General features: G+C 62.9%; 19 protein-coding genes and 1 pseudogene. 9 read left to right on the top strand and 11 right to left on the bottom strand.

Annotation, left to right across the window (positions count from 1 at the left end; translation table 11 throughout):
- Positions 1-25: 25 nt before the first annotated feature.
- From BCA01S_RS14830 to BCA01S_RS14820, 3 genes are all read left to right on the top strand, one after another.
- The gene (locus tag BCA01S_RS14830) at positions 26-535 is read left to right on the top strand and encodes a thioesterase family protein (protein WP_027777573.1); all 510 of its coding nucleotides are present in this window, start codon (positions 26-28) and stop codon (positions 533-535) included.
- Positions 528-1,475 (top strand): alpha/beta hydrolase, encoded by a 948-nt coding sequence (locus BCA01S_RS14825; protein WP_027777572.1) that lies wholly within the window; start codon positions 528-530, stop codon positions 1,473-1,475. Before BCA01S_RS14830 ends, BCA01S_RS14825 begins: the two co-directional genes overlap by 8 nt.
- Positions 1,476-1,837: 362 nt before the next feature.
- A complete protein-coding gene (locus tag BCA01S_RS14820; RefSeq protein ID WP_020068209.1) occupies positions 1,838-2,335 on the top strand; it encodes an acyl-CoA thioesterase in 498 nt (165 codons plus the stop codon).
- A 23-nt stretch (positions 2,336-2,358) separates the two neighbouring features.
- Here BCA01S_RS14820 and BCA01S_RS14815 read toward each other — a convergent pair whose 3' ends face one another.
- The 8 genes from BCA01S_RS14815 to BCA01S_RS14780 form a co-directional block, all read right to left on the bottom strand.
- A complete protein-coding gene (locus BCA01S_RS14815) occupies positions 2,359-3,789 on the bottom strand; it encodes a sensor histidine kinase (RefSeq protein WP_027777571.1) in 1,431 nt (476 codons plus the stop codon).
- 23 nt (positions 3,790-3,812) lie between these two features.
- The gene (locus tag BCA01S_RS14810; protein ID WP_027777570.1) at positions 3,813-4,784 is read right to left on the bottom strand and encodes a response regulator; all 972 of its coding nucleotides are present in this window, start codon (positions 4,782-4,784) and stop codon (positions 3,813-3,815) included.
- 288 nt (positions 4,785-5,072) lie between these two features.
- Positions 5,073-5,747, bottom strand: a complete 675-nt coding sequence (locus BCA01S_RS14805; RefSeq protein ID WP_027777569.1) for an HAD family hydrolase — start codon at positions 5,745-5,747, stop codon at positions 5,073-5,075.
- 57 nt (positions 5,748-5,804) lie between these two features.
- On the bottom strand, positions 5,805-6,533 hold the full coding sequence (locus BCA01S_RS14800) for a DUF2894 domain-containing protein (RefSeq protein WP_244145990.1): 729 nt from the start codon (positions 6,531-6,533) through the stop codon (positions 5,805-5,807).
- Positions 6,526-7,173, bottom strand: a complete 648-nt coding sequence (locus BCA01S_RS14795; RefSeq protein ID WP_027777567.1) for an OmpA family protein — start codon at positions 7,171-7,173, stop codon at positions 6,526-6,528. The genes BCA01S_RS14800 and BCA01S_RS14795 overlap by 8 nt, the downstream gene beginning before the upstream one ends.
- A gap of 5 nt (positions 7,174-7,178) precedes the next feature.
- Positions 7,179-9,536, bottom strand: coding sequence for a DUF802 domain-containing protein (locus BCA01S_RS14790; protein ID WP_027777566.1), 2,358 nt, complete (start codon positions 9,534-9,536; stop codon positions 7,179-7,181).
- A 10-nt stretch (positions 9,537-9,546) separates the two neighbouring features.
- Positions 9,547-10,452 carry a DUF3348 domain-containing protein gene (locus BCA01S_RS14785; protein ID WP_027777565.1) on the bottom strand — a complete coding sequence of 302 codons (906 nt, stop codon included), beginning with the start codon at positions 10,450-10,452 and terminating at the stop codon, positions 9,547-9,549.
- Between the two features lie 177 nt (positions 10,453-10,629).
- Positions 10,630-11,277, bottom strand: a complete 648-nt coding sequence (locus BCA01S_RS14780) for a helix-turn-helix domain-containing protein (protein ID WP_027777564.1) — start codon at positions 11,275-11,277, stop codon at positions 10,630-10,632.
- Positions 11,278-11,382: 105 nt separating this feature from the next.
- Between BCA01S_RS14780 and BCA01S_RS14775 the strand changes: the two genes are divergently transcribed.
- Genes BCA01S_RS14775 through BCA01S_RS14765 form a run of 3 tightly spaced genes read left to right on the top strand, consistent with a single transcriptional unit; the run spans position 11,383 to position 14,109 of the window.
- Complete coding sequence (locus BCA01S_RS14775) at positions 11,383-12,669, top strand: MFS transporter (protein WP_027777563.1); 1,287 nt, start codon at positions 11,383-11,385, stop codon at positions 12,667-12,669.
- Between the two features lie 28 nt (positions 12,670-12,697).
- The gene (locus tag BCA01S_RS37995) at positions 12,698-12,871 is read left to right on the top strand and encodes a hypothetical protein (protein ID WP_156955057.1); all 174 of its coding nucleotides are present in this window, start codon (positions 12,698-12,700) and stop codon (positions 12,869-12,871) included.
- Positions 12,872-12,876: 5 nt separating this feature from the next.
- Complete coding sequence (locus BCA01S_RS14765; protein WP_027777562.1) at positions 12,877-14,109, top strand: NAD(P)/FAD-dependent oxidoreductase; 1,233 nt, start codon at positions 12,877-12,879, stop codon at positions 14,107-14,109.
- Between the two features lie 63 nt (positions 14,110-14,172).
- On the opposite strand, the gene BCA01S_RS14760 is transcribed toward BCA01S_RS14765, so the two are convergent.
- Complete coding sequence (locus BCA01S_RS14760; protein ID WP_027777561.1) at positions 14,173-14,445, bottom strand: hypothetical protein; 273 nt, start codon at positions 14,443-14,445, stop codon at positions 14,173-14,175.
- 131 nt (positions 14,446-14,576) lie between these two features.
- On the opposite strand from BCA01S_RS14760, the pseudogene BCA01S_RS39505 reads away from it, so the two are divergent.
- A pseudogene (locus BCA01S_RS39505) lies at positions 14,577-14,859 on the top strand (LysR substrate-binding domain-containing protein); the annotation flags it as partial.
- Positions 14,860-14,961: 102 nt separating this feature from the next.
- On the opposite strand, the gene mctP reads toward BCA01S_RS39505, so the two are convergent.
- Entirely contained in the window at positions 14,962-16,443 is a 1,482-nt protein-coding gene (gene mctP / locus BCA01S_RS14750; RefSeq protein ID WP_027777559.1) for a monocarboxylate uptake permease MctP, read from the bottom strand.
- Complete coding sequence (locus BCA01S_RS14745; protein ID WP_020068194.1) at positions 16,440-16,637, bottom strand: DUF3311 domain-containing protein; 198 nt, start codon at positions 16,635-16,637, stop codon at positions 16,440-16,442. The genes mctP and BCA01S_RS14745 overlap by 4 nt, the downstream gene beginning before the upstream one ends.
- Before the next feature lie 328 nt (positions 16,638-16,965).
- Between BCA01S_RS14745 and BCA01S_RS14740 the strand changes: the two genes are divergently transcribed.
- Entirely contained in the window at positions 16,966-18,387 is a 1,422-nt protein-coding gene (locus BCA01S_RS14740; RefSeq protein WP_027777558.1) for a cache domain-containing protein, read from the top strand.
- The gene (locus tag BCA01S_RS14735) at positions 18,384-19,031 is read left to right on the top strand and encodes a response regulator (RefSeq protein WP_027777557.1); all 648 of its coding nucleotides are present in this window, start codon (positions 18,384-18,386) and stop codon (positions 19,029-19,031) included. Before BCA01S_RS14740 ends, BCA01S_RS14735 begins: the two co-directional genes overlap by 4 nt.
- Positions 19,032-19,114 lie beyond the last annotated feature (83 nt).

Here is a 19,114-nt window from a genome sequence, read left to right as displayed (position 1 = left end):
GAATCAGACAAGGAGACTCCGCACCATGCTGCAAACCGCTGCCCTGCCTTGCTATCGCGACACGGTGCGCGCGGAATGGGTCGATTACAACGGCCATCTACGCGACGCGTTCTACATGCTGATCTTCAGCTTTGCGACCGACCAGCTGATCGACCAGATCGGTTTGCCAGACGCCGTGCGCAAGGAGCGTGGGCGCTCGATCTACACACTCGAAGCGCACATCAACTATCTGCACGAAATCAAGGAAGGCACGCGCGTGCGTGTCGATATGCGCGTGCTCGGGTGCGACGCCAAGCGGCTGCAACTCTACCTGGAGATGTTCGCCGACGGCAGCGACACGCCGGTCGCCGCGGGCGAGCAGATGCTGTTGCACGTCGACACGAGCGGGCCGCGCTCGGTCGCGTTCGATGCCGACGTAGCCGCTCGCGTGCGGGAACTGGCCGACGCCCATGCCGCGTTGCCGCCCGCAACCTACGCGGGCCGCATGATCGGCCTGCCCGCCGCCGCACAACGTAGCCGGAGCCAGCATGCTTGAGCCGCAGATGGCTGAATTTATCGCGCGAGCCGCCGCGATCTATCCGGGGCACAGCACTTCGTTGACGCCGCGCGAGCAGCGCGAAATCTACGACCGCTACGCGGCTGCGCTCACTCCGCCTTTGCCGGCAGAGGTCGTCACCGAAGACGCGCAATTCCTGACCGCGACAGGCCATCCGATTGCGCTAAGGCTGTATCGCAACGGTGCAAATGCGGGCGCGATGCCGCGTGGCACTGTGCTGTATTTCCACGGTGGCGGCTTCGTGCTTGGCTCGCTCGACAGTCATCAGGTCATCACTGCGCGCCTTGCCGCGGATACCGGCCTCGATGTGATCGCCGTCGATTACCGGCTCGCGCCCGAGCATCGCGCACCGGCCGCGCATGACGACTGCATGGAGATCACGCTCGTCGCGCTGGAACGGCGGCTGCCCTTCGATTCGCCTGCCGGCGCCACGCTGCAACTCGCGGGCGATAGCGCCGGCGGCACGCTCGCTGCCAGCGTGGCGATGCGATTGCGCGACGAGGGCATTGAAGGAATAAACGGTCTTGCGCTGATTTATCCGATGCTCGGCACCGACCCGCAGCCACCCTCACGCGATACCGAAGCGCAAGCGCCCATGCTCACGCTCACCGACGTCCATGCGTTTCGCGACATGTATTGGGGCGAAACGGCGCCATACCCCCAGTGGACCGTCCCGCTCGACGCCACGCGTTACGACGGCCTTCCGCCCACGCTTGCGATAGGCGCCGAACACGATCCGCTCAGAGACGACGCCCGTGTGTTCGCCGAACGCATTCTGGCTGCAGGCGGAGAAGCGCACCTGTGGATCGGCACAGGACTCGTGCATGGGTGCTGGCGCGCTATCGAATCGAGCCCGGGTGTGCAGGCGATGCATGGCGAAGTCTGCCGCTTTCTGTCCGCAAAAGCCCAGGCGGTGTGAACGGCAATTGCCGCGTGATGTATGCGCTTTCGATAAACGCCGTTTGTCAATCGGTCATTAAAGCTGAAACGCGCTTCAAAGCCGGTTTCCTGCTCGCTCATACCCATTCCCGCATTCGGCGTCGCAGTTCGATTTGTTCTGTTGGCTGACCCACTGAATAAAAGAATCGCTGCATCAACACTGTCGTCGGACTGATGGTCCGTTCACCAGGGCCCCGTCGTGCGAGCCGCGCACGAATTGCGGGCTCTTGTTGCGCGCGAATAGCCATATCAGCCATTTCCCCAAGAGAATGGGATGTGCCCGCCGTGCTGGCCGGCATGTGTGGCTGCCACAAGCAGCCGTTCCTGTAAAAGGAAAATCGTATGTTGATGCGAGAAGCTATCCCTCACGCTTTGAATCGTGGCAATGCTCATCTTTCGGACAGCCCGCTGGTAATGGATTCGCCGAAAACCTTTGTCCATTCGTTCGACATCTATCTAAAAGATTCGAATGCGTTCATGAACACGTATTTCGCCCGCTATTTCGAGTGGCAAGGCGTTTGCCGCGAGCGGTGGTTCCACGAGTGCATTCACGACAACCTGCTCGGCTCGGACGGCATGTTCGTGACCAAGCGCGCGCACCAGGAATACGTGCATGAGACTTTTCCGTTTCAGCGGGTTGATTGCTACCTGAACACGGTGCAAGTGAGGCAATGCTCGGCGTACCTGCTGTTCCGCTTTTGCGTCGATGGGCGCAAGGTGTCGCAAGGCTATCAGCAGATTCTGTACGCCGGGCGCGACCGGAAGATCCGCCGCTTTCCGGATGGAATCGTGGACCGTGTGAAGGAGTATGAGTTGCCGTTATCGGCGCTGACGGAATAAGCCACAGCGCTCAAACCGAAGTCTCAACGCCGGCGCGCTTCGCGTACCGGCGACCTGGACAATGCCCTGTCCGCTGCCGAGCCCGGCAGCGGCAGTCGCACGATAAAAGTGGTGTGCGCACCGCGCACCGACGTGCATTCGATGCTGCCGCCCAGCAACTCCGTCGCGCGGCGGCAGAACGCGAGTCCCATGCCCGCGCCGCTGCCGTGCCGCTTGGTCGAGAAGAACGCGTCGAAGATGTGCGGCAGAACGTCCGGCGCAATGCCTGGACCCGTGTCGCGAAATTGCAGCATGCAGAAATCCTGGTCCTCCAGTGCGCTGATCGTAATCTGCCCTTCGCCACTCACATGAATTGCATGCAATGCGTTTTTCAGCAGGTTGAACAACACGAAGACCACCACCGTATCGGAGCCGGAAAAGCGCAGCAACGGATCGATCGGCAAGATCGTGATGCGCTCGCGTTCGTCGGCGCGAAACGGGTAGCGTTCCAGCGCGGAATCCACGCACTGCCGTACCGGATGGGCGCTGAAACGGCTGCGGTCGAGCCGGTCGAGCGTGTACGAAGCCAGCGCCATTTCGACCATCGCGCTCGTGCCGGACACTTCGCGTCTGATCGCCGTGGCAAGCTGGCTGATGCGCTCGGACTGGCCGGAATGTTCTTCGTCGTCATACAGGCCGTGCGCGACGGCGAGGCGATAACCTTTGAAAACATGACTCCAGACGCTCGCGATCTCGTCGGCGTGCATGCCGATCGTGGCAAGCGGGGTGGCAATCTCGTGCGCGATGGTAGCTGCAAGCGCATACGGGTGAATCAGGTGATAGCGCACAATCGTGACGGCAAGCAGCCCCAGACTCAGCGCGATGAACAACACGCCAGGCGGATAGAACGGGTAGCCATAGTTGACCGCATAGTCGACGGCGGCAAACGAGTAGAGGCCAAGCGCCGCGAGACACAGGTCCAGACGCCGGCGCGCCTGCCCGCCTGCATTTTTTCGCGCGCCAAGCAGAAGCTGGCCGCTGCGCGCGGCAAGCAGCACCGTCTGCACGACATGCAGCGGATGCAGCGGCCCGGCAATCGGATAGTAGCCAAAGAAAAAATGCCGATAACCGGCGACTACTTCATTGCCTGGCAGCAATACCGCGAGCACGAAGCACAGACCATACGACGCCAGCAGCAGCGGCCGCTCGCGGCGCCGCGCCGCAACTTCTGTCACGAAATGATAGAAAGTGGTCGGCAGAAAGAGAATGAACAGATAGCCGACGCGAACCAGCAAGCCGGCGACTTCCGTATCTTTGGTCTGGAACAGCAGCGTCCATGTGCCTTGCCATGCGAAAGTCGCCGCGCACATCAGAAGGAAAGGCGCCGAAAGCCGCGTCACCCCTTGCGTAATGACCACGTAGAGGCCGAACACGACGAACATGGCCGACACGAAGGCAGTGGGGATGGCGTACATGTTGCTCGACATGCCGGCGGGCGTTAGCGTGCCCGGTCACTCCGCCACTGCGCATACGTGAGCGGCCTGACGCCGGCCTGGACCACTTCCGGCGTCTCGATCGGGCTCCAGCAGTAGAAAGCGTCGCCCCAGCCGGGAATGGGTTGCGGCTTGAGCATCCTGAATTCGACGCCCGACCGGTAGGCGAGATGCGGCCAGAATAGCGGCATGACTTCGCGCACTGCCATCTGTTTCAGCAACTCGGCGGGGCCGCTTTCGTCTGCAACGATCTCGCCCTGAGATATCCAGTCGTGCTCGGCCCACGCGACGAAGACACTGCCCCTTCCCTCGCGATCGAACATGAGAATCGCATTCTGCTCGGGCCGCCAGTAATACTCGACGATGCCTTTGTCCTTCACCACTTCGTCTAGCACCTTGCGCGTGCGCGGGTCGCAATACGTCATGCCGTTCTCGCCCAACGCGAGCCAGCCCATTTCGGAGCAGTGACGGCTCTTCGCGTCTTTGAGGAAGTGGACGAGCCGGTTCGCCGAATCGGCGTCGGTCTTGCGCAAATATAAATCGACAATGCCGGCGTTGAACGCTTTCACTGCGACAGTTTCGTCTGCGACGCCTGTGAGCAGAATCTTCGCGCAATGCAGGTTGGATATGGAGGACAGAAACTCGACACCGCTCACGCCCGGCATGTCGTAGTCCACTACGACGGCTGCCACTTCGGAGAAACGCGTTGCGCGCGCGAGCACATCGCGCTGCGGCGATGTCTCGACGAAGCGATCAAAACCGGTCTCGCTCAAACAGGCCGAAGCCGGCGCGAATTCCAGCGTGTTCTCACGCGCATGCTGGCGGATGAACGCAAGCCCCGCCTGCGGACGCGAGAAGAACAGATTGGTGGAAACGTCCGGAAAGAAGCGGCGCAGGGCGTCGAGGTAGTTGTCGTTGTCGTCGACGAAAACAACCGTTGTCGGATAGGAGACGGGTGGTCGAATAAACTTGTTCATGTTTTTAGCGTGGTTCGTCGGGCCGCCGCAGAGCGTTACCGTGACGGGCTCGCCGGCCACCGCATGAGCTCATGGAACATACCGGCGCGCCGCCATGTGCGTACACGCCGGTCAACTATTGCAGATTGCAGGGCCGGCCCCGTTTCACCATATAGTACAGGGCTCTTGGCGCGAACAGTACAAAGTTACGCGTGGCGCCGGCAGCCTATGCGCGTTGAATCAACCGGATGAGCATGGGCGGAACGAGCCGCCGCGGCCGCGTTGATTGCGGCCGCGCGATGCTCGCGATTAAGGCCGCGAGGCGACTTCGTCGAGGTGGTCGAGTAGAGCCGCGGGGTCGTCGTAGACGCGCAGCGCACCGGCGCGCTCCAACTCTTCGGTGCCATAGCCGCCCGACAGCAATCCGACACCGAGGGCGCGGCAGCGCCGCGCCGCGAGCATGTCCCAGATGCTGTCGCCTACTACGACCGAGTGTTCGATCTCAACGCCAAGGCGTTCGGCCGCCGCGAGGAAAAGGTCGGGGTCGGGCTTCGCATATTTAACGTCGTCGCGGGTCACGACGACCGCTTTTGCCGGATCGACGCCGAGCGCTTCGAGATTCACCGCAGCGGTTTCCATGCGCCCGCTGGTCGCCACCGCCCAGGGCGTGCCCGCTTGCGTCAAGGCATCGAGCAGTTCGCGCGCGCCCGGCAGCGGACATACTTGGGCGCGCAAGTTTTGATAGGCAGCCGCGTGCGCATGACGCAGACGCTCGCTGCGCTCGGCGCTGATCTCTCCGTGTGTCTCACGCAGAAGCTGATTGGTGAACAGCCCGCCGCTCATGCCGATCTTTCGATGAATCCGCCAGACCGATAGGGGAATGCCTTCGCTGTCGAGCGCTTCTTTCCACGCCAGAACGTGTTGGTAAACACTGTCGACGAGCGTGCCGTCGAGATCGAATAAAAATGACGTCTGGATTCGCATGGTGGGCTCCTTTCGATGGCTACCCCACCAATATGCCACGGCCCACGCCGTCCGGCATCAGCGCGCCTTGCTGCGAGTGCCCTTGGCCGCCGCCCCGGCGCGCGGCGCATCCTTGCTGGCCGGGGCGCCGCCGCTCAATTGCTCCATCCAGGACAGCGCGTCGACATACGACAAAAACTGTTTCAGATAGCCCGGCGACAACTCGCGCATGAGCGACAGCGAACGGTGCACGAGGCTGCTCGAATTGAGCGGACCGGCGTTGCCGGGCGCCGGCTGCAGCGACTGCCGCAACTGCTTTTCAGTGCGGACCTTGGCCCACGTCTCCCTGAAATAGTCGAGAGCGGGAAGCTCCGGGTATGGGGCCCGTTCGCCTGCAGGGCGCCGCGGCTCGTCTTGCATGTAGCCGACGAGTTCGGCAAGCGTGCCGCGTGCAGGCGCGTCTGGAGACGACGCATGACCGGCGGTGGCCGCCGCCTGGTCGACTTTGCGCGCATAGGTTTCGAGCAGCGCGGCAAGCTTCTCGTCAAGCACGTGGCGCGCAGCGCCGGTGTGCGCGGCGGCACGTCGTTCGAACGCGTCGATGAAAGTGAAACGCAGCGGATCGAGGCGGTCGGCGCCGCGCTCGAGCCACGCGTCGAGGGTGGCGCGAGGGGTTTGCACGGCGGAATTCGTAGGCGTGGCCCTGGGTGGGTGGTTTGCCTCGGCCGCGTGCACCGTTTCACCCGTGCATTCAGCCTGCGGCACACCCGGCGTCGGCCTTGCGTCGACGTTCGCGCTGTTATTCATGGGGCTTGCCTGCCGCAGCCGACGGCCTCGGAACCGGCGCTATTTCCACGCGACGGTTGCGCGCCCGTCCTGGCTCGTCGGCATTCGAGCTCACGGGTTGTCCGGAGCCGAACGCCGCAGCGAATACCGACGACGCCGGCACGCCCGCATCGATCAGCGCGCGGGTCACTGTCAGCGCGCGCTGCGCCGACAATTCCCAGTTGTCCGCGAAACGGCGGTTGCCTTCGCGCAGCCGCTGGTCGTCGGTAAAGCCGCTCACCATCAGGATCTGGTCGTTCGCGCGGAGATACGCGGACAACGGCCCGGCGAGGCTCTTCAACAGATCGCGCCCTTGCGGCTGCAACTGGTCGGAGTTCAGCGCAAACAGCACGTTGCCGCTGATGCCGATGCGTCCGTTCACCAGCGTCACGCGGCCCGCCGCGAGCGGCCCCGCCAGCGCCTGCTCGAGCGTCTTGCGGCGCTGCGTTTCAAGCTGACGCTGCTTGACCTCCTGGTCGAGCTTGTTCGACAGTTCGAGCTGCACGCCGATGACGGCCACCAGAATCAGCATGAACGCGCCGAGCAGCACGGACATCAGGTCGCCGAACGCCGCCCAGATCGGCGCGCCCTGCTCCACGCCGCCGTCGATGTCCTCGCTCATCCCGCTCATGCTGCCTCGGCTCCATCCGCAGCGCGCTGGGCAGCGAGCAGTTGCAGATCTTCGACGATCTGCTTTTGCGACATCACGCTCAGATCGACCACCTCGCGTGCTTGCGCGACGTAATACGCAAGCTGCTCGTCACTGCGGGCGAGCGACTTGTCGAGCGCGGCCTCGATTCTCTCCAGATGCGCGACGAGCTTGTCGTTCGATTCGCCGAAACGCTGAACGGCCGCGCCGAACGCTTCGCCGAGGCTCGCCACTTCGACGGCGCCGCCGGTAATCTGCGCGGCAATCGCGCCGATCCGGTCCGCCTCTGTTTCGACCTTGTCGGTGAACCTTGTCCCGACGCGCTCGAGAAGATCCGCTGACGTCGCGACGAGCGCATCCACCGCCGTGCGCTGCTCCCTCGATGCATGGTTGACCGCATCGAGCAGCGTTTCGAGCGTCTCCATCAAGCGGCTGCGCTCCTGCACCATGGCGGTGTCGCGCACCATGCTGTCCGAGAGCTTCTGACGCAGTTCCGCGACCACTTCGGCGGCGGCCTTCGGTGCCTCCGACGCTGCCTGCACGAGCCGCGATATTTCGGCGATGGTCTCGCTCGCGTGCGCCTGCGTCTGCGCAGCGATATCGCTCGCGGTCCGCGCGAGCGTGTCGCATATCTCCTGCTGACGGCTCGCCGTGCGTTCGCCTGCCTGCTGCCATTCCTTGCCGAGGCTGGCCGCCATCGAATCGAGCTTCGAGGTCCACGCCGTGAGCCGCTCTTCGCTGCGCTCGCCTGCCTGCTGCCATTCCTTGCCTAGGTTGACCGCCATCGAATCGAGCTTCGCGGTCCACGCCGCGAGCCGCTCTTCGCTGCGCTCGCCTGCCTGCTGCCACTCCTTGCCGAGGCCGGCCGCCATCGAATCGAGCTTCGAGGTCCACGCCGCGAGCCGCGCTTCGCTGCGCTCGCCTGCCTGCTCCCATTCCTTGCCGAGGCTGGCCGCCATCGAGGCCAGCGTCGCGGTCCACGCCGCGAGCCGCGCTTCGTCTTGAGAGGCCAGCTCGGTCCGCAAATCCGCATGCGACTGCCCGACGGTCCGCACCAACGACGCCGAACGTTCTTCGAAGCTCGCCGCCGCCGCAGCGAGCGCCTGCTCGTGCCGCACTGCAAGCGTCTCGCCGGCCTGCTCCTGACGCGAGAGCGCTTCCTTCCACGCCTGCGAGACGTTGCCCGCCGCGGCTTCCAGCCGCGCGGACACGCCGTCGACCAGGCCGGCCGAGCGCTCGTCGAAAGTCTGCGTAAAGCGCTCGAGCGACGCGCGAAACTGCTGCGTCATGTCCTCGTTCGAGCGCTGCTGGCCCGCAAGCGCCTTGCTCCAGATGTCGGCGACCGTCGCAGCGGCCGATTCGAACCCGCTCGACAGGCCATCCAGTTGCTGCTGAACCGCCTGCCCCACACTCGCGTGCAACGCCGCGCTCTCGCGCGCGAGGCCGGCCATCGTTGCCTGCATGACCGGCTCCAAGGCCTCGCCGGCGGCGCGGGTGCTGTCCGCGATGCTCCGCTTCAGCGACTGCTCGACCGACGCCGCGAGCCGCGTATAGGCGACCTGCGCATTGCTGTGGAAAGCCTCCTGATTCGCAAGCTGGCGCTCATTGAAAGCTAGGCTATGCTGCTCCATCGCCGCCATCATGGTTTGCAGGCGATCGACGAGCGTCGGCATCAATTCAGCCTGCGTTTGCAAGAGCCGGAAGCTTTCGTCGCGCTGATGAGCCTGCGAGTAAATGCGCAAGCTCGTCGCGATCTTGACGTCGAGACGTTGCGCCGCTTCGAGCCGTTCGCGGCGGCAGAGCGCCGACAACAGGCCGAGCATCGCCGAGCTTGCGACGCCCGCGATCGACGTGCCGAATGCGAAGCCGAGCCCCTTGACCGGCGCGGCCAGCGAAGCGCGGATCGCCGCGAGGTCAGTCGCGCTTTCGAGCGCCATGCCAGTGCCTCGCAGCGTCACGACCATGCCCAGCAGTGTGCCGAGCATGCCGAGCAGCACCAGCAAGCCAACGAGATAAGGCGTCAGTGCAGGCCCCGGCAACGCAACGCGTTCGCCTTCGATACGCAGCCGCGCCGCGTTACGCAGACCTGGATGCAGCAGTTCGAGCCACGCGCCTAGCCGCGGCGGCGGCTCGGATAAACCGGCCACGGCACGCGCGAGTGTCCCAGTGGCCTGGCTGTAGCGACGCAATTCGAGCGCGCCCGCCACATAGCAGGCGCCGATCAGCAACGTGACGGCCAGCGCCAGCCAGTTCGAACCGACATAGCCGACAGCGATGCCGCACACCGCGGCAAGACCTGCCGCGAACACAACGAATTCAATACGAAATCTGGACATAGTGTCCCAGTTAGCGAGTACGAAGGGCGGCGAGCAGCCCTTCGACCGGTTGTAAACGAACATCCAGTTCAGCAAGCAACACGCTCTGCATGTCCTTGCGGAAAACGTCGAGCCACGCATTGGGCGCGACCGCGTGGGCGGGCCTCGGCGCAGCGTCAAGAGCGGGCGCTTGCGGCTGCGGCTGAGCCTGGACGTGGACCTTCGGCTCAACGCTGCCCTCAGCGGCACTGCCGGCCGCGGCTGCGGCTGCGGCATTGCCTGCTGCCGTGCTTGCGGCCCGGCTCGCTGCACTCTCCGCTTGCGTACCGTCGTCCGCCGCCGGCTCCAGCTCCTGGCCTTGCGCCTGCTGCGCGGCCTCGCGGAGCCGCTCGAAGTGTCCGGCGAGCAGCACGGGCACGCTCGCCAGCAGATTCCGCTCGCGCTCGCCGAGCGCGCGCTCCATCACGGCGTCCAGCAGCGCGAGGCGGCTCATTGCGGGAGTCTTCGCGGCGAGCAGCGCCCGCAGCCGGCCGCGCAAATTGCCGACGCCCGTTTCCATCGACTGCTGCATGGCCTGGTAGCGTTGGCGAAACAACGCGTAGTCCACCGGCACGGCCTGCGGCTCGACGTACCCGGCACCGCGGCGCCTCGCGACGGCAAACGCGCTGTCGCCTGTAATGGTCTTGACTAGCGACGCACGCGCGCGCGCGCATTCCGCCTCCTCCGCGCTACCGAACGCTCGCGCGGCCGCAGGCACCGAGGGCGGCGCGCCAGTAAGCGCCGAAGACAGCGCGATCGCGTCCGTCCAGCCGAGCCACTGGCTCAGCCTGTCGGACAGCGATTGCCGGGGTTCGGGGACATCGGCATCGGCGAAACGCGCCAGCAGGCGGATGAGCGCCGGGCCGCTGGGAGCTGTGCGCTGAAGGGCTTGCAACATACCACCGGATGCAAAAAAGTCAGCAGTTTACACGCTGACGCGGACGACGGCTTCCGTCCCCCGAAGATCGGTCCGCAACAGGGACGTCTCACGGCCCCGCATATTGCGTTCGGTAGAGTCCGCGCGTCCGGCCCGCGGCCCCATGATCACGCGACGTACAAGCACGAACGCATTCGCTCAGATAGCCCCGCGGGGACGATGCTCGTCCGTATCGACGCAGCACACGAGCGCATCGGCGTCTTCGTCACCGACGCTCAGATAGATGTGCCCAACCGAGCTGTCGAAGTAAAGACTGTCGCCCGGCATCAGCTTGAACGACTTGCCGTTCTCGAAGCGCAGTTCGAGTTTGCCGCTCAGCAGAAAAACGAATTCTTCGCCCGAGTGCCGGATGTATTCGGGGAAGTCGGACACGGCGCGGGCGTGAATGTGTGCGCGCATCGGCATCATGCGTTTGCCGGTCAGACTGTTCGCCAGCATCCCGTACTCGTAGTTCGGCGTGTCGTAAATCTGCTGCTTGCCCGCCGCCGTAAACGAGGGCTTCATCGCACCGGCGGCCGGCTTGCGACGCCGCCCGAAGATCGCGTCGAATTCGAGTTCGAGCGAATGCGCGAGCGCCGCGAACTTGTCGTAGGTCAGCGCAATGTCGCCGCGCTCCGCCTTCGAGATCGTCGATACCGCAATACCCGAGCGCTCCGATAGCTCGGCCAGCGTCAGTGCGCGCGCTTTGCGCGCCTGCCGCAAATGCGCGCCCACGAGCTTGTGATCGAGCAAGGGTGGCGCTTCATGTCTGAGCGCCGCCTGTTGTTTCACTGCTACTTTGGCCATCTCACCGGATTCCGCTTGCAAGGAAATTTCTCGTATGTGAGAAATTTATTTTTTCTCGTATATGATAACTCACGTCGATTCCACCATTTCTGTGGGAACCCTATCGTGTCTACCCTTGCTCTCAGTAAGCCCGGTTTGACGAAGACCCGCGTCATCACTGCCACGACCATCGGCACGGCGCTCGAATTCTACGACTTCACGATCTACAGCTTTTTTGCTATTCAGATCGGGCAGTTGTTCTTCCCTGGTGCATCGCCGGTCAACCAGTTCCTGCTGTCGATCGGTGTATTCGGCGTCGGCTTCGTGGTCCGGCCTCTGGGCGGCGTTGTGATCGGCGCCTATGCGGACCGCGCGGGGCGCAAGAACGCGATGGTCCTGACCATCATGCTGATGGCGCTCAGTTGCGCGATGATCGCGTGCGCGCCGACCTATGCGGTTGCAGGACTCGCCGCGCCGTTGATCGTGCTCGTGGCGCGCCTGATCCAGGGCTTCGCGGCGGGCGGCGAGTTCGGGCCTGGCACGACGCTGCTCGTCGAGTACGCGACCGACGACACCCGCGCCTTCTTTGCGAGCTGGAACTTCGCCGCGACCGCCGCGGGGCTCGTGCTCGGCGCGCTCGTCGCGACGCTCGTCAACGTGCTGTTGCCGAAGGAGGCGGTGCTCGAATGGGGCTGGCGTCTCCCGTTCGTGCTCGGCATCGTCGCGGCACCGGCCGGCATGCTGATCCGCAGACGCCTCGAAGAAACGCTCACCGAGCGCAAGCCCGGCGAACCGGCGCCGCGCGGGGCGCTGAAGGCCGCGTTGACCACGCATCTGAAGCTCACGATTCTCGGCACTTTCGCCGAATTGGGCGGTTCGGTTTCTGTCTATATCACCGCGTTCTTCCTGCCGAGCCATGCGGTGCGCGCGCTGCACCTTTCTTCCACGTCCGCGGTCATCTCGGGTATCGTCAGTTCGCTCGCGCTCTTCGTTGCGGCGCCGCTCGCGGGCATGCTGGCCGATCGCTTCACCCGCAAGCGGGTGCTGGTGATCTCCCGCGTGGCGATGCTCCTGCTCGTGTATCCGGCGTTCGCATTTCTGAGCGCGCATCCGTCCATGGCAGCGCTTTGCATGGTCTCGGCGCTGCTCGCCGTGTTCGTGTCCGGGCAGATCGTGCCCGTGCTGGTGATGATTCCGGAACTGTTCCCGAAACATGTGCGCGCAACGGGGATTGCGTTGACATATGTGGTGAGCGCTTCGTTCTTCGGCGGCTTCTCGCCGTTTATTGCAAGCTGGCTGGTCGCGCGCACCGGCAATCCGCTCGCGCCGGCCTGGTATGTCGCCGCTGCCTGCGCGATCTCGCTAGTACCCGTGATCTGGCTGCGAGACCGTACGGGCGAAGCGCTCGGCTGACGATGAACAGGCAACAAGCAAGAACGCAATGAGCGAAGAGGCGATGACTCACGACACCGGATTGCCCGGGCGCAGAGCGATCGAGCTGCGCCGCATGATTGGCGTGATGACAATCTCGCCGGCGGAACTGCTCGACGCGTACCTTATCTTCTCAACAGGTCCGGCTCGAATGGCTCGGGCTTTTCAGCGCTTTAACCGATGACTGCAATCAAATTCGATACCGTAGTGTTAGGCGCAGGCATTGTCGGCGTGTGCGTGGCCGTGCATCTGCAACAACGCGGCCGTCGGGTCGCGCTGGTCGATCGCAAGCTGCCCGGCAACGAGACTTCGTTTGGCAACGCAGGCCTGATCCAGCGCGAAGGCGTCTATCCGTATGCGTTCCCACGCGGACTCGGCGCCCTGCTTCGGTACGCGCGCAACCAGTCACTCGACGTTCGCTACCATGGCGATGCGCTGGTCCACGCCGCGCCGTTCCTGTGGAAGTACTGGCGCAATTCCGAGCCAGTTAAGCACGCTGCAATCGCGAGGTCGTACTCGACGCTTATCGAACACTGCATTAGCGAGCACCGCGAGTTGGCCGCAAACGCAGGCGCGAGTGCATTGCTTCGGCCCATCGGCTGGATCAAGGTGTTTCGCAGCAACGCGGCCCAAGACGCGGAAGTACGCCTCGCGGAGAAATGGCACCGCGAATATGGCGTCGAATTCGAAACGCTCGACGCGGCTCGCCTGCAGCAGGCCGAACCCGATCTCGACAAGGCATTGCAAGGTGGATTGCGCTACACGCAAGCCGATTCGGTGAGCGATCCGAACGCACTCGTCACAGCCTACGCAAAGTACTTCGAAACACTCGGCGGACGCATCTTCACCGGCGATGCGAACACGCTTCGCAATGGCTGGGAGGTGACGACAGACGCTGGGACTATCGCGGCCTCTTCGGTGGTCGTCGCACTCGGGCCGTGGTCGGACGTTATCACTTCGAGGCTCGGGTACTCCCTGCCGCTCGGCGTCAAGCGCGGCTATCACATGCACTATTCGCCAAGGGCTGGAGCACACCTGAATCATCCGGTGCTCGACGTGGAAAATGGCTACCTGCTTGCGCCAATGGCAAGCGGCATCCGCCTGACGACGGGTGCCGAAATTGCGCTGCGCGACGCGCCGAAAACGCCCACGCAACTCGCCGCTGTCGAACCGATTGCACGCACGCTGTTCCCATTGGACCAACGTGTCGACGATCAACCGTGGATGGGCGCGCGGCCTTGCACGCCCGACATGATGCCGGTGATCGGGCGCGCTGGAAAACATCAGGGCTTATGGTTCGCATTCGGCCACGCGCATCACGGACTTACGCTGGGGCCAGTGACAGGCCGCCTCATCGCCGAAATGATGACCGGAGAGCAAACGGTGGTGGACCCGCGGCCATTCAGAGTTGACCGTTTCTAACGGCGAGCGCGAGCGGCGTCATTGCCGCTCGCTTTTACCTGCGCCACCACAGCGCCGCCGGGCTCAGTGCAGCGGTTGCAAGGCCGCCCAGCGGGTCCAGCCACCTTCGCTCCCGGTCGCGCTAACCCGCAACGCACGCGAGCCGTCGGCAAAAATCAGCGACTCGGTACGACACGCGTCGCTTTCGGGAATATCGCGCAAGCCCCCGAAGCCATGCTCGTGTTTGAACATCAGATTTCCTTCACGCAGTATGCCGAGGTAAGACGGCTCCGGTTCGTCGAATGGCTGAACTGTGCAACGGTTCAGCAACACAGCAGCGACTTCTGCATCGCACATAGTCTCTCTCCTCATTAGTGCAACACCGCCCGTGCGACTGGCACTCAATCTCATCGTTTTTATAAAGTTGATTCTAGAAGCCATTGCATAAAACGCTACCTTTTTTAGTTAGGATCACTTATCCACTTGGGCACTCGCTGACTGTCGCGGTCGCGCTGCCCAAGCGCACCGACATGCTCAGCATTTTTCCCCTGGCATCTTGTCGAGCTTTGCGCGGCGCGTGACGGTCTGTGTGCGATCCCATTGCCGGACGAACTCGATGAGTCCACCGTCGGCGTCATAGTGCGCACTGGCGAGCCGGCCGATGCCGCGTCGCGATGCTTTATCGATTGCCTGATCGAAACGATCCGCGACGAATCGTTGACCCGGGCGGGCGTCATTCGCCGGGCAATGCAATCGGTCGAAGTACAGGTCTACGGCGTTTGCTGCAGGCTGCGCTGCGTTCTTTCAATCAAGCAAAAACGCCACGGGCCTTACGGCTCGCGGCGTCTGCGAAGCTGAACAGGAACTGGACGATCAGGCGCTAACTGCCACCCGGCGCGGCGACACGGCAGAGACGACAAACGTCACGACAATGTTCACCACCAGTGCGATGAGGCCGATATAGATCGGGTACACAGCATCGCCGAGATGCAGCGCAAACACCGGCTTGAGCCCCTGTGAAATTGCGAGTGCCGTGCCGAGCACGATACCCACGAGCCAGCCGGCGAACAGGCCCGGCGTATTCAGGCGACGCGTGTACAGCGAGAACACGATAGCCGGGAAAATCTGCAGGATCCACACGCCGCCGAGCAATTGCAGGTCGATTGCATATTGCGTGGGCAGGAACACGATAAACAGCAGCGCGCCGAACTTCACCACCAACGACACGATCTTCGCGTTCGACGCCTCGGCCTCCGGCGTGATGTTCGGGGACACCAGCGGACGCCACAAATTGCGCGTGAACAGATTGGCCGCACCGATCGACATGATTGCTGCGGGAACCAGCGCGCTGATCGCGATCGCCGCCGCGGCGAAACCGACGAACCACGACGGGAACAAGGTGCCAAAGAGGGCCGGCACAATGTCCGACGCCGACTTCACATGCACGCCGGCCGCAATCGCCATGTAGCCGAGCAACGCGATCAGACCCAGCAACAACGTATAAGCCGGCAGGAAAATCGCATTCTTGCGAACCGTAGCCGCCGACGAAGAAGACAGCACCGCCGTCATCGTATGCGGATACATAAACGCGGCCAGAGCGGAACCCAGCGCGAGCGATGCATACGCAGTGAATTGCGTCGGCTTGAGGATGATGCCGGTCGCGCCGCCCTTCGCCTTGAAGTACGTATCGGCTGCGTCGAACACATGCGCGTAGCCGCCGAGCTTCGCGGGAATCAGCCACACCGCCGCAATCACGACGATATAAATCATGATGTCCTTCACGAACGCGATCATCGCCGGAGCACGCAGGCCGCTTGCATACGTGTAGAGCGCGAGGATCACGAACGCGACGATCAGCGGCAATTCGCCGGTCACGCCAAGCCCCTTGATCACTACTTGCATGCCGACAAGTTGCAGCGCGATATACGGCATGGTCGCGACAATGCCGGTCAGCGCGACAGCGGCCGGAAACCACTTGCCGCCGTATTCACCGTGCACGTAGTCCGCTGCCGTGATGTGGTTTTTCGCATGTGCGACTTTCCACAGTTTCGGCATGACAGCGAACACGAACGGGTAAACGATGATCGTGTACGGCAGAGCGAAGAAACCATAAGCACCAACGGAGTACACGAGCGCAGGAACCGCGATCACCGTGTATGCGGTGTAGAAGTCTCCGCCCACCAGGAACCATGAAATCACCGTACCGAACTGCCGGCCGCCAAGCCCCCATTCATGCAATTGCGTGAGGTCGCCGCGCTTCCAGCGCGCCGCGAAGAAGCCGATCACCGTAACGAGAACAAAGAACGCGATGAAGACGGTCATCGCCACCGGATTGACGGGATTCAGATCGCTCATTTGACACCTCGATACACGACGTAAATCAGTAGCGAGGTCAACGGCACCCACAAGAACTGATACCAGTAAAAGAACGGAAAACCGGCGAACGACGGACGCGTGTCGTTATAAAACGGCAACCATAGCAACGCGATGTACGGGAGCAAAAGAATGAGCCATAGCCATGACCGGCCGGCGGTGGGGGAGGTCTCCATGTACTTCTCCTAGATCTATTATTGACACCACGCATCCGGACTTGTGGTCCGGCACGCGGAAAGCCGGCACCGGGCATCTGCTTGCAATACCGCGGTGCCAAACCGGAATTTGCCCTTGCGCGCTGCTAACGCCTGTCAGGCGCAGCATTAACAGGGCCCGGCTCATAACGTTCATACGAAATGCGCGGCGGCATCAGGGCGAAAGGGGCCCGCAAAGACGCAGTACGCCGCGGGGATGTAGTATTCGCCTTCGTAAGCGTCCTCACAAGCGCGCAACTACGTAAGCCGGCTACGTATTACTACGTAGCCTACCGGCCGTTTTTCAACGATGAAACTTAAAGCCAAGATTGTTCTGCTGGCGATCGTGCCTTTTCTCGCGGCTATTGCCAGCATCGAAATCGGTGTGCGCCGCGAAGCGACCGCGCTCGCGCAGACGCAGCACGCGACGACCCAGGCTGCGTACATGACCAGCAAGGAAATCGAGCTCAAGCATTATGTGGAACTGGCTACTTCCGCAATCGCACCGCTTTATGAAGCAAGCCAGGACAATGCGCGCGACGATGCACTGCGCCGCACGCGAGCGCTCGACGTCCTTGAAAAGATGGATTTCGGCAAAGACGGTTATTTCTTTGTCTACGACATGCACGGCCGCTCGCTGATGCATCCGCGCGAACCGGACCTCGTAGGGCGCGATCTATCGGAATTGCGCGATCCGCAAGGCGTGCCGACCATCCGCAAACTGCTCGCCGCGGCGTCGCAAGGCGGCGGCTATGTGCGTTATCTGTGGCATCGTCCGTCGACGGGCAAACTGGCGTCAAAACTCGGCTATGTCGTGCCGCTCGAGCGCTGGGGCTGGATGATCGGCACAGGTATCTATCTCGACGACGTCGACACAACGCTCGCGCACATCGACGAACGGGCGGCGATGAATATCGACCGCACCATGATGTGGATCGACGCGATCGCGCTGGCCGGACTCGCCGCGATTGCACTGTGCGCGCTTGTGCTCAACGTCACCGAATATCGCAGCGCGGACGCGAAACTGAAGCGGCTTGCGCAACAGGTTGTCGAGTCGCAGGAGAACGAACGCGCGCGGCTGTCGCGTGAATTGCACGACGGCATTAGCCAGATGATGGTGTCGGTGAAACTGCTGCTCGAGTCCGCGCTTGCCCGCTTCGAACGCAGCGAAACCCGCGTGCCTGCCGCCGAAGCCGCGCTCTCCACGAGTCTCACGCGTCTCGGCGATACCTTGCGTGAAGTGCGCCGCATTTCCCATGCGCTGCGCCCGTCGATGCTCGACGACCTTGGCGTCGCGGCAGCCATCGAACAACTCAGCCGCGAACTAAGCGAACAATCGGGAATTGAAATCGGCTTCACGCAAATTGCACACACTCATGCGCCGCCTTTGCCCGATGCGGTCAACACGGTGCTGTTTCGTATCGCACAGGAAGCGCTGACCAACATCGTGCGCCACGCGCACGCGTCGAGCGCGGCGCTCGCATTGGAAATCGCCCACGACGCGGTCACACTGACAATCGCGGACAACGGCTCGGGTTTCGACGTCACGCACGCCTTCGTTGGCCGCCGCTCAGGCGTGGGCCTGCGCAACATGCGCGAGCGCGTAGAAGCACTAGGGGGAACGCTTGCACTCAGTTCCCAGCCCGGCCATACGCTGGTCACGGCGCGCGTGCCGCTCGGCGTCGGCACAACGGAGCTTGCTACCCCGAGCCTGCAGGAGACCTCTTTATGAACGACATCTCGCACGCAGCGGCCCGCCTTATCCTGGTCGACGATCACCCACTCGTACGCGACGGGCTGCGCGCGCGGCTCGAAGCCGTGCGCAACATCGAGGTTGTCGGCGAAGCCGGCAATGCGCAGGAAGCACTTGCGCTCGCGGAGAGTCATGAACCTCATCTCGTGTTAATGGACGTCGGCATGAACGGAATGAACGGCATTGCGCTCGCCGGCATGTTCCATGAGCGCTTTCCGGCAATTCGAGTATTGATGCTGTCCATGCACGACAACCTCGAATACGTCACGCAGGCCGTGCGTGCAGGCGCGAGCGGTTATGTACTGAAGGACTCACCGGCGACCGAAATCATTCAGGCGATCGGCACAGTGCTCGACGGCAAGACGTATTTCAGCGCGGGACTCGGTGCCCGGCTGATTCAAGCGTCGGCCATGCAATCGCCGGTCGAGCGGCTTACGCCGCGCGAACGCGATATTCTCGATGCACTCGCCGAGGGCTTGTCGAGCAAGCAGATCGCTCAACGTAATGATCTGTCAGTGCGTACTGTGGAGACGCATCGTCTGAATTTGAAACGCAAGCTCGATATCGAAGGTCAGGCTGAACTGATCAAGTTCGCGGTTGAGAACCGGCGCGCGAGCCGTTAATACGAAACAATGTCTCGCTGCACACCGAGTGGAGACAAAGACAATGAGACGATTAATGCGGACGCCCGCCAGTGCATCGCAAT

It is taken from the genome of Paraburkholderia caledonica NBRC 102488, assembly GCF_000685095.1.
GTDB lineage: Bacteria > Pseudomonadota > Gammaproteobacteria > Burkholderiales > Burkholderiaceae > Paraburkholderia > Paraburkholderia caledonica.
The sequence above is the reverse complement of the archived record's forward strand: the minus strand, read 5'-3'. Positions and strand labels throughout refer to the sequence as shown.

Bases quoted from the DNA above. Each gene is read 5' to 3' on its own strand.
- BCA01S_RS14830 (WP_027777573.1), top strand. From the start codon at position 26: ATGCTGCAAACCGCTGCCCTGCCTTGCTATCGCGACACGGTGCGCGCG.
- BCA01S_RS14825 (WP_027777572.1), top strand. From the start codon at position 528: ATGCTTGAGCCGCAGATGGCTGAATTTATCGCGCGAGCCGCCGCGATC.
- BCA01S_RS14820 (WP_020068209.1), top strand. From the start codon at position 1,838: ATGTTGATGCGAGAAGCTATCCCTCACGCTTTGAATCGTGGCAATGCT.
- BCA01S_RS14815 (WP_027777571.1), bottom strand. From the start codon at position 3,789: ATGTACGCCATCCCCACTGCCTTCGTGTCGGCCATGTTCGTCGTGTTC.
- BCA01S_RS14810 (WP_027777570.1), bottom strand. From the start codon at position 4,784: ATGAACAAGTTTATTCGACCACCCGTCTCCTATCCGACAACGGTTGTT.
- BCA01S_RS14805 (WP_027777569.1), bottom strand. From the start codon at position 5,747: ATGCGAATCCAGACGTCATTTTTATTCGATCTCGACGGCACGCTCGTC.
- BCA01S_RS14800 (WP_244145990.1), bottom strand. From the start codon at position 6,533: ATGAATAACAGCGCGAACGTCGACGCAAGGCCGACGCCGGGTGTGCCG.
- BCA01S_RS14795 (WP_027777567.1), bottom strand. From the start codon at position 7,173: ATGAGCGAGGACATCGACGGCGGCGTGGAGCAGGGCGCGCCGATCTGG.
- BCA01S_RS14790 (WP_027777566.1), bottom strand. From the start codon at position 9,536: ATGTCCAGATTTCGTATTGAATTCGTTGTGTTCGCGGCAGGTCTTGCC.
- BCA01S_RS14785 (WP_027777565.1), bottom strand. From the start codon at position 10,452: ATGTTGCAAGCCCTTCAGCGCACAGCTCCCAGCGGCCCGGCGCTCATC.
- BCA01S_RS14780 (WP_027777564.1), bottom strand. From the start codon at position 11,277: ATGGCCAAAGTAGCAGTGAAACAACAGGCGGCGCTCAGACATGAAGCG.
- BCA01S_RS37995 (WP_156955057.1), top strand. From the start codon at position 12,698: ATGAGCGAAGAGGCGATGACTCACGACACCGGATTGCCCGGGCGCAGA.
- BCA01S_RS14760 (WP_027777561.1), bottom strand. From the start codon at position 14,445: ATGTGCGATGCAGAAGTCGCTGCTGTGTTGCTGAACCGTTGCACAGTT.
- mctP (WP_027777559.1), bottom strand. From the start codon at position 16,443: ATGAGCGATCTGAATCCCGTCAATCCGGTGGCGATGACCGTCTTCATC.
- BCA01S_RS14745 (WP_020068194.1), bottom strand. From the start codon at position 16,637: ATGGAGACCTCCCCCACCGCCGGCCGGTCATGGCTATGGCTCATTCTT.
- BCA01S_RS14740 (WP_027777558.1), top strand. From the start codon at position 16,966: ATGAAACTTAAAGCCAAGATTGTTCTGCTGGCGATCGTGCCTTTTCTC.
- BCA01S_RS14735 (WP_027777557.1), top strand. From the start codon at position 18,384: ATGAACGACATCTCGCACGCAGCGGCCCGCCTTATCCTGGTCGACGAT.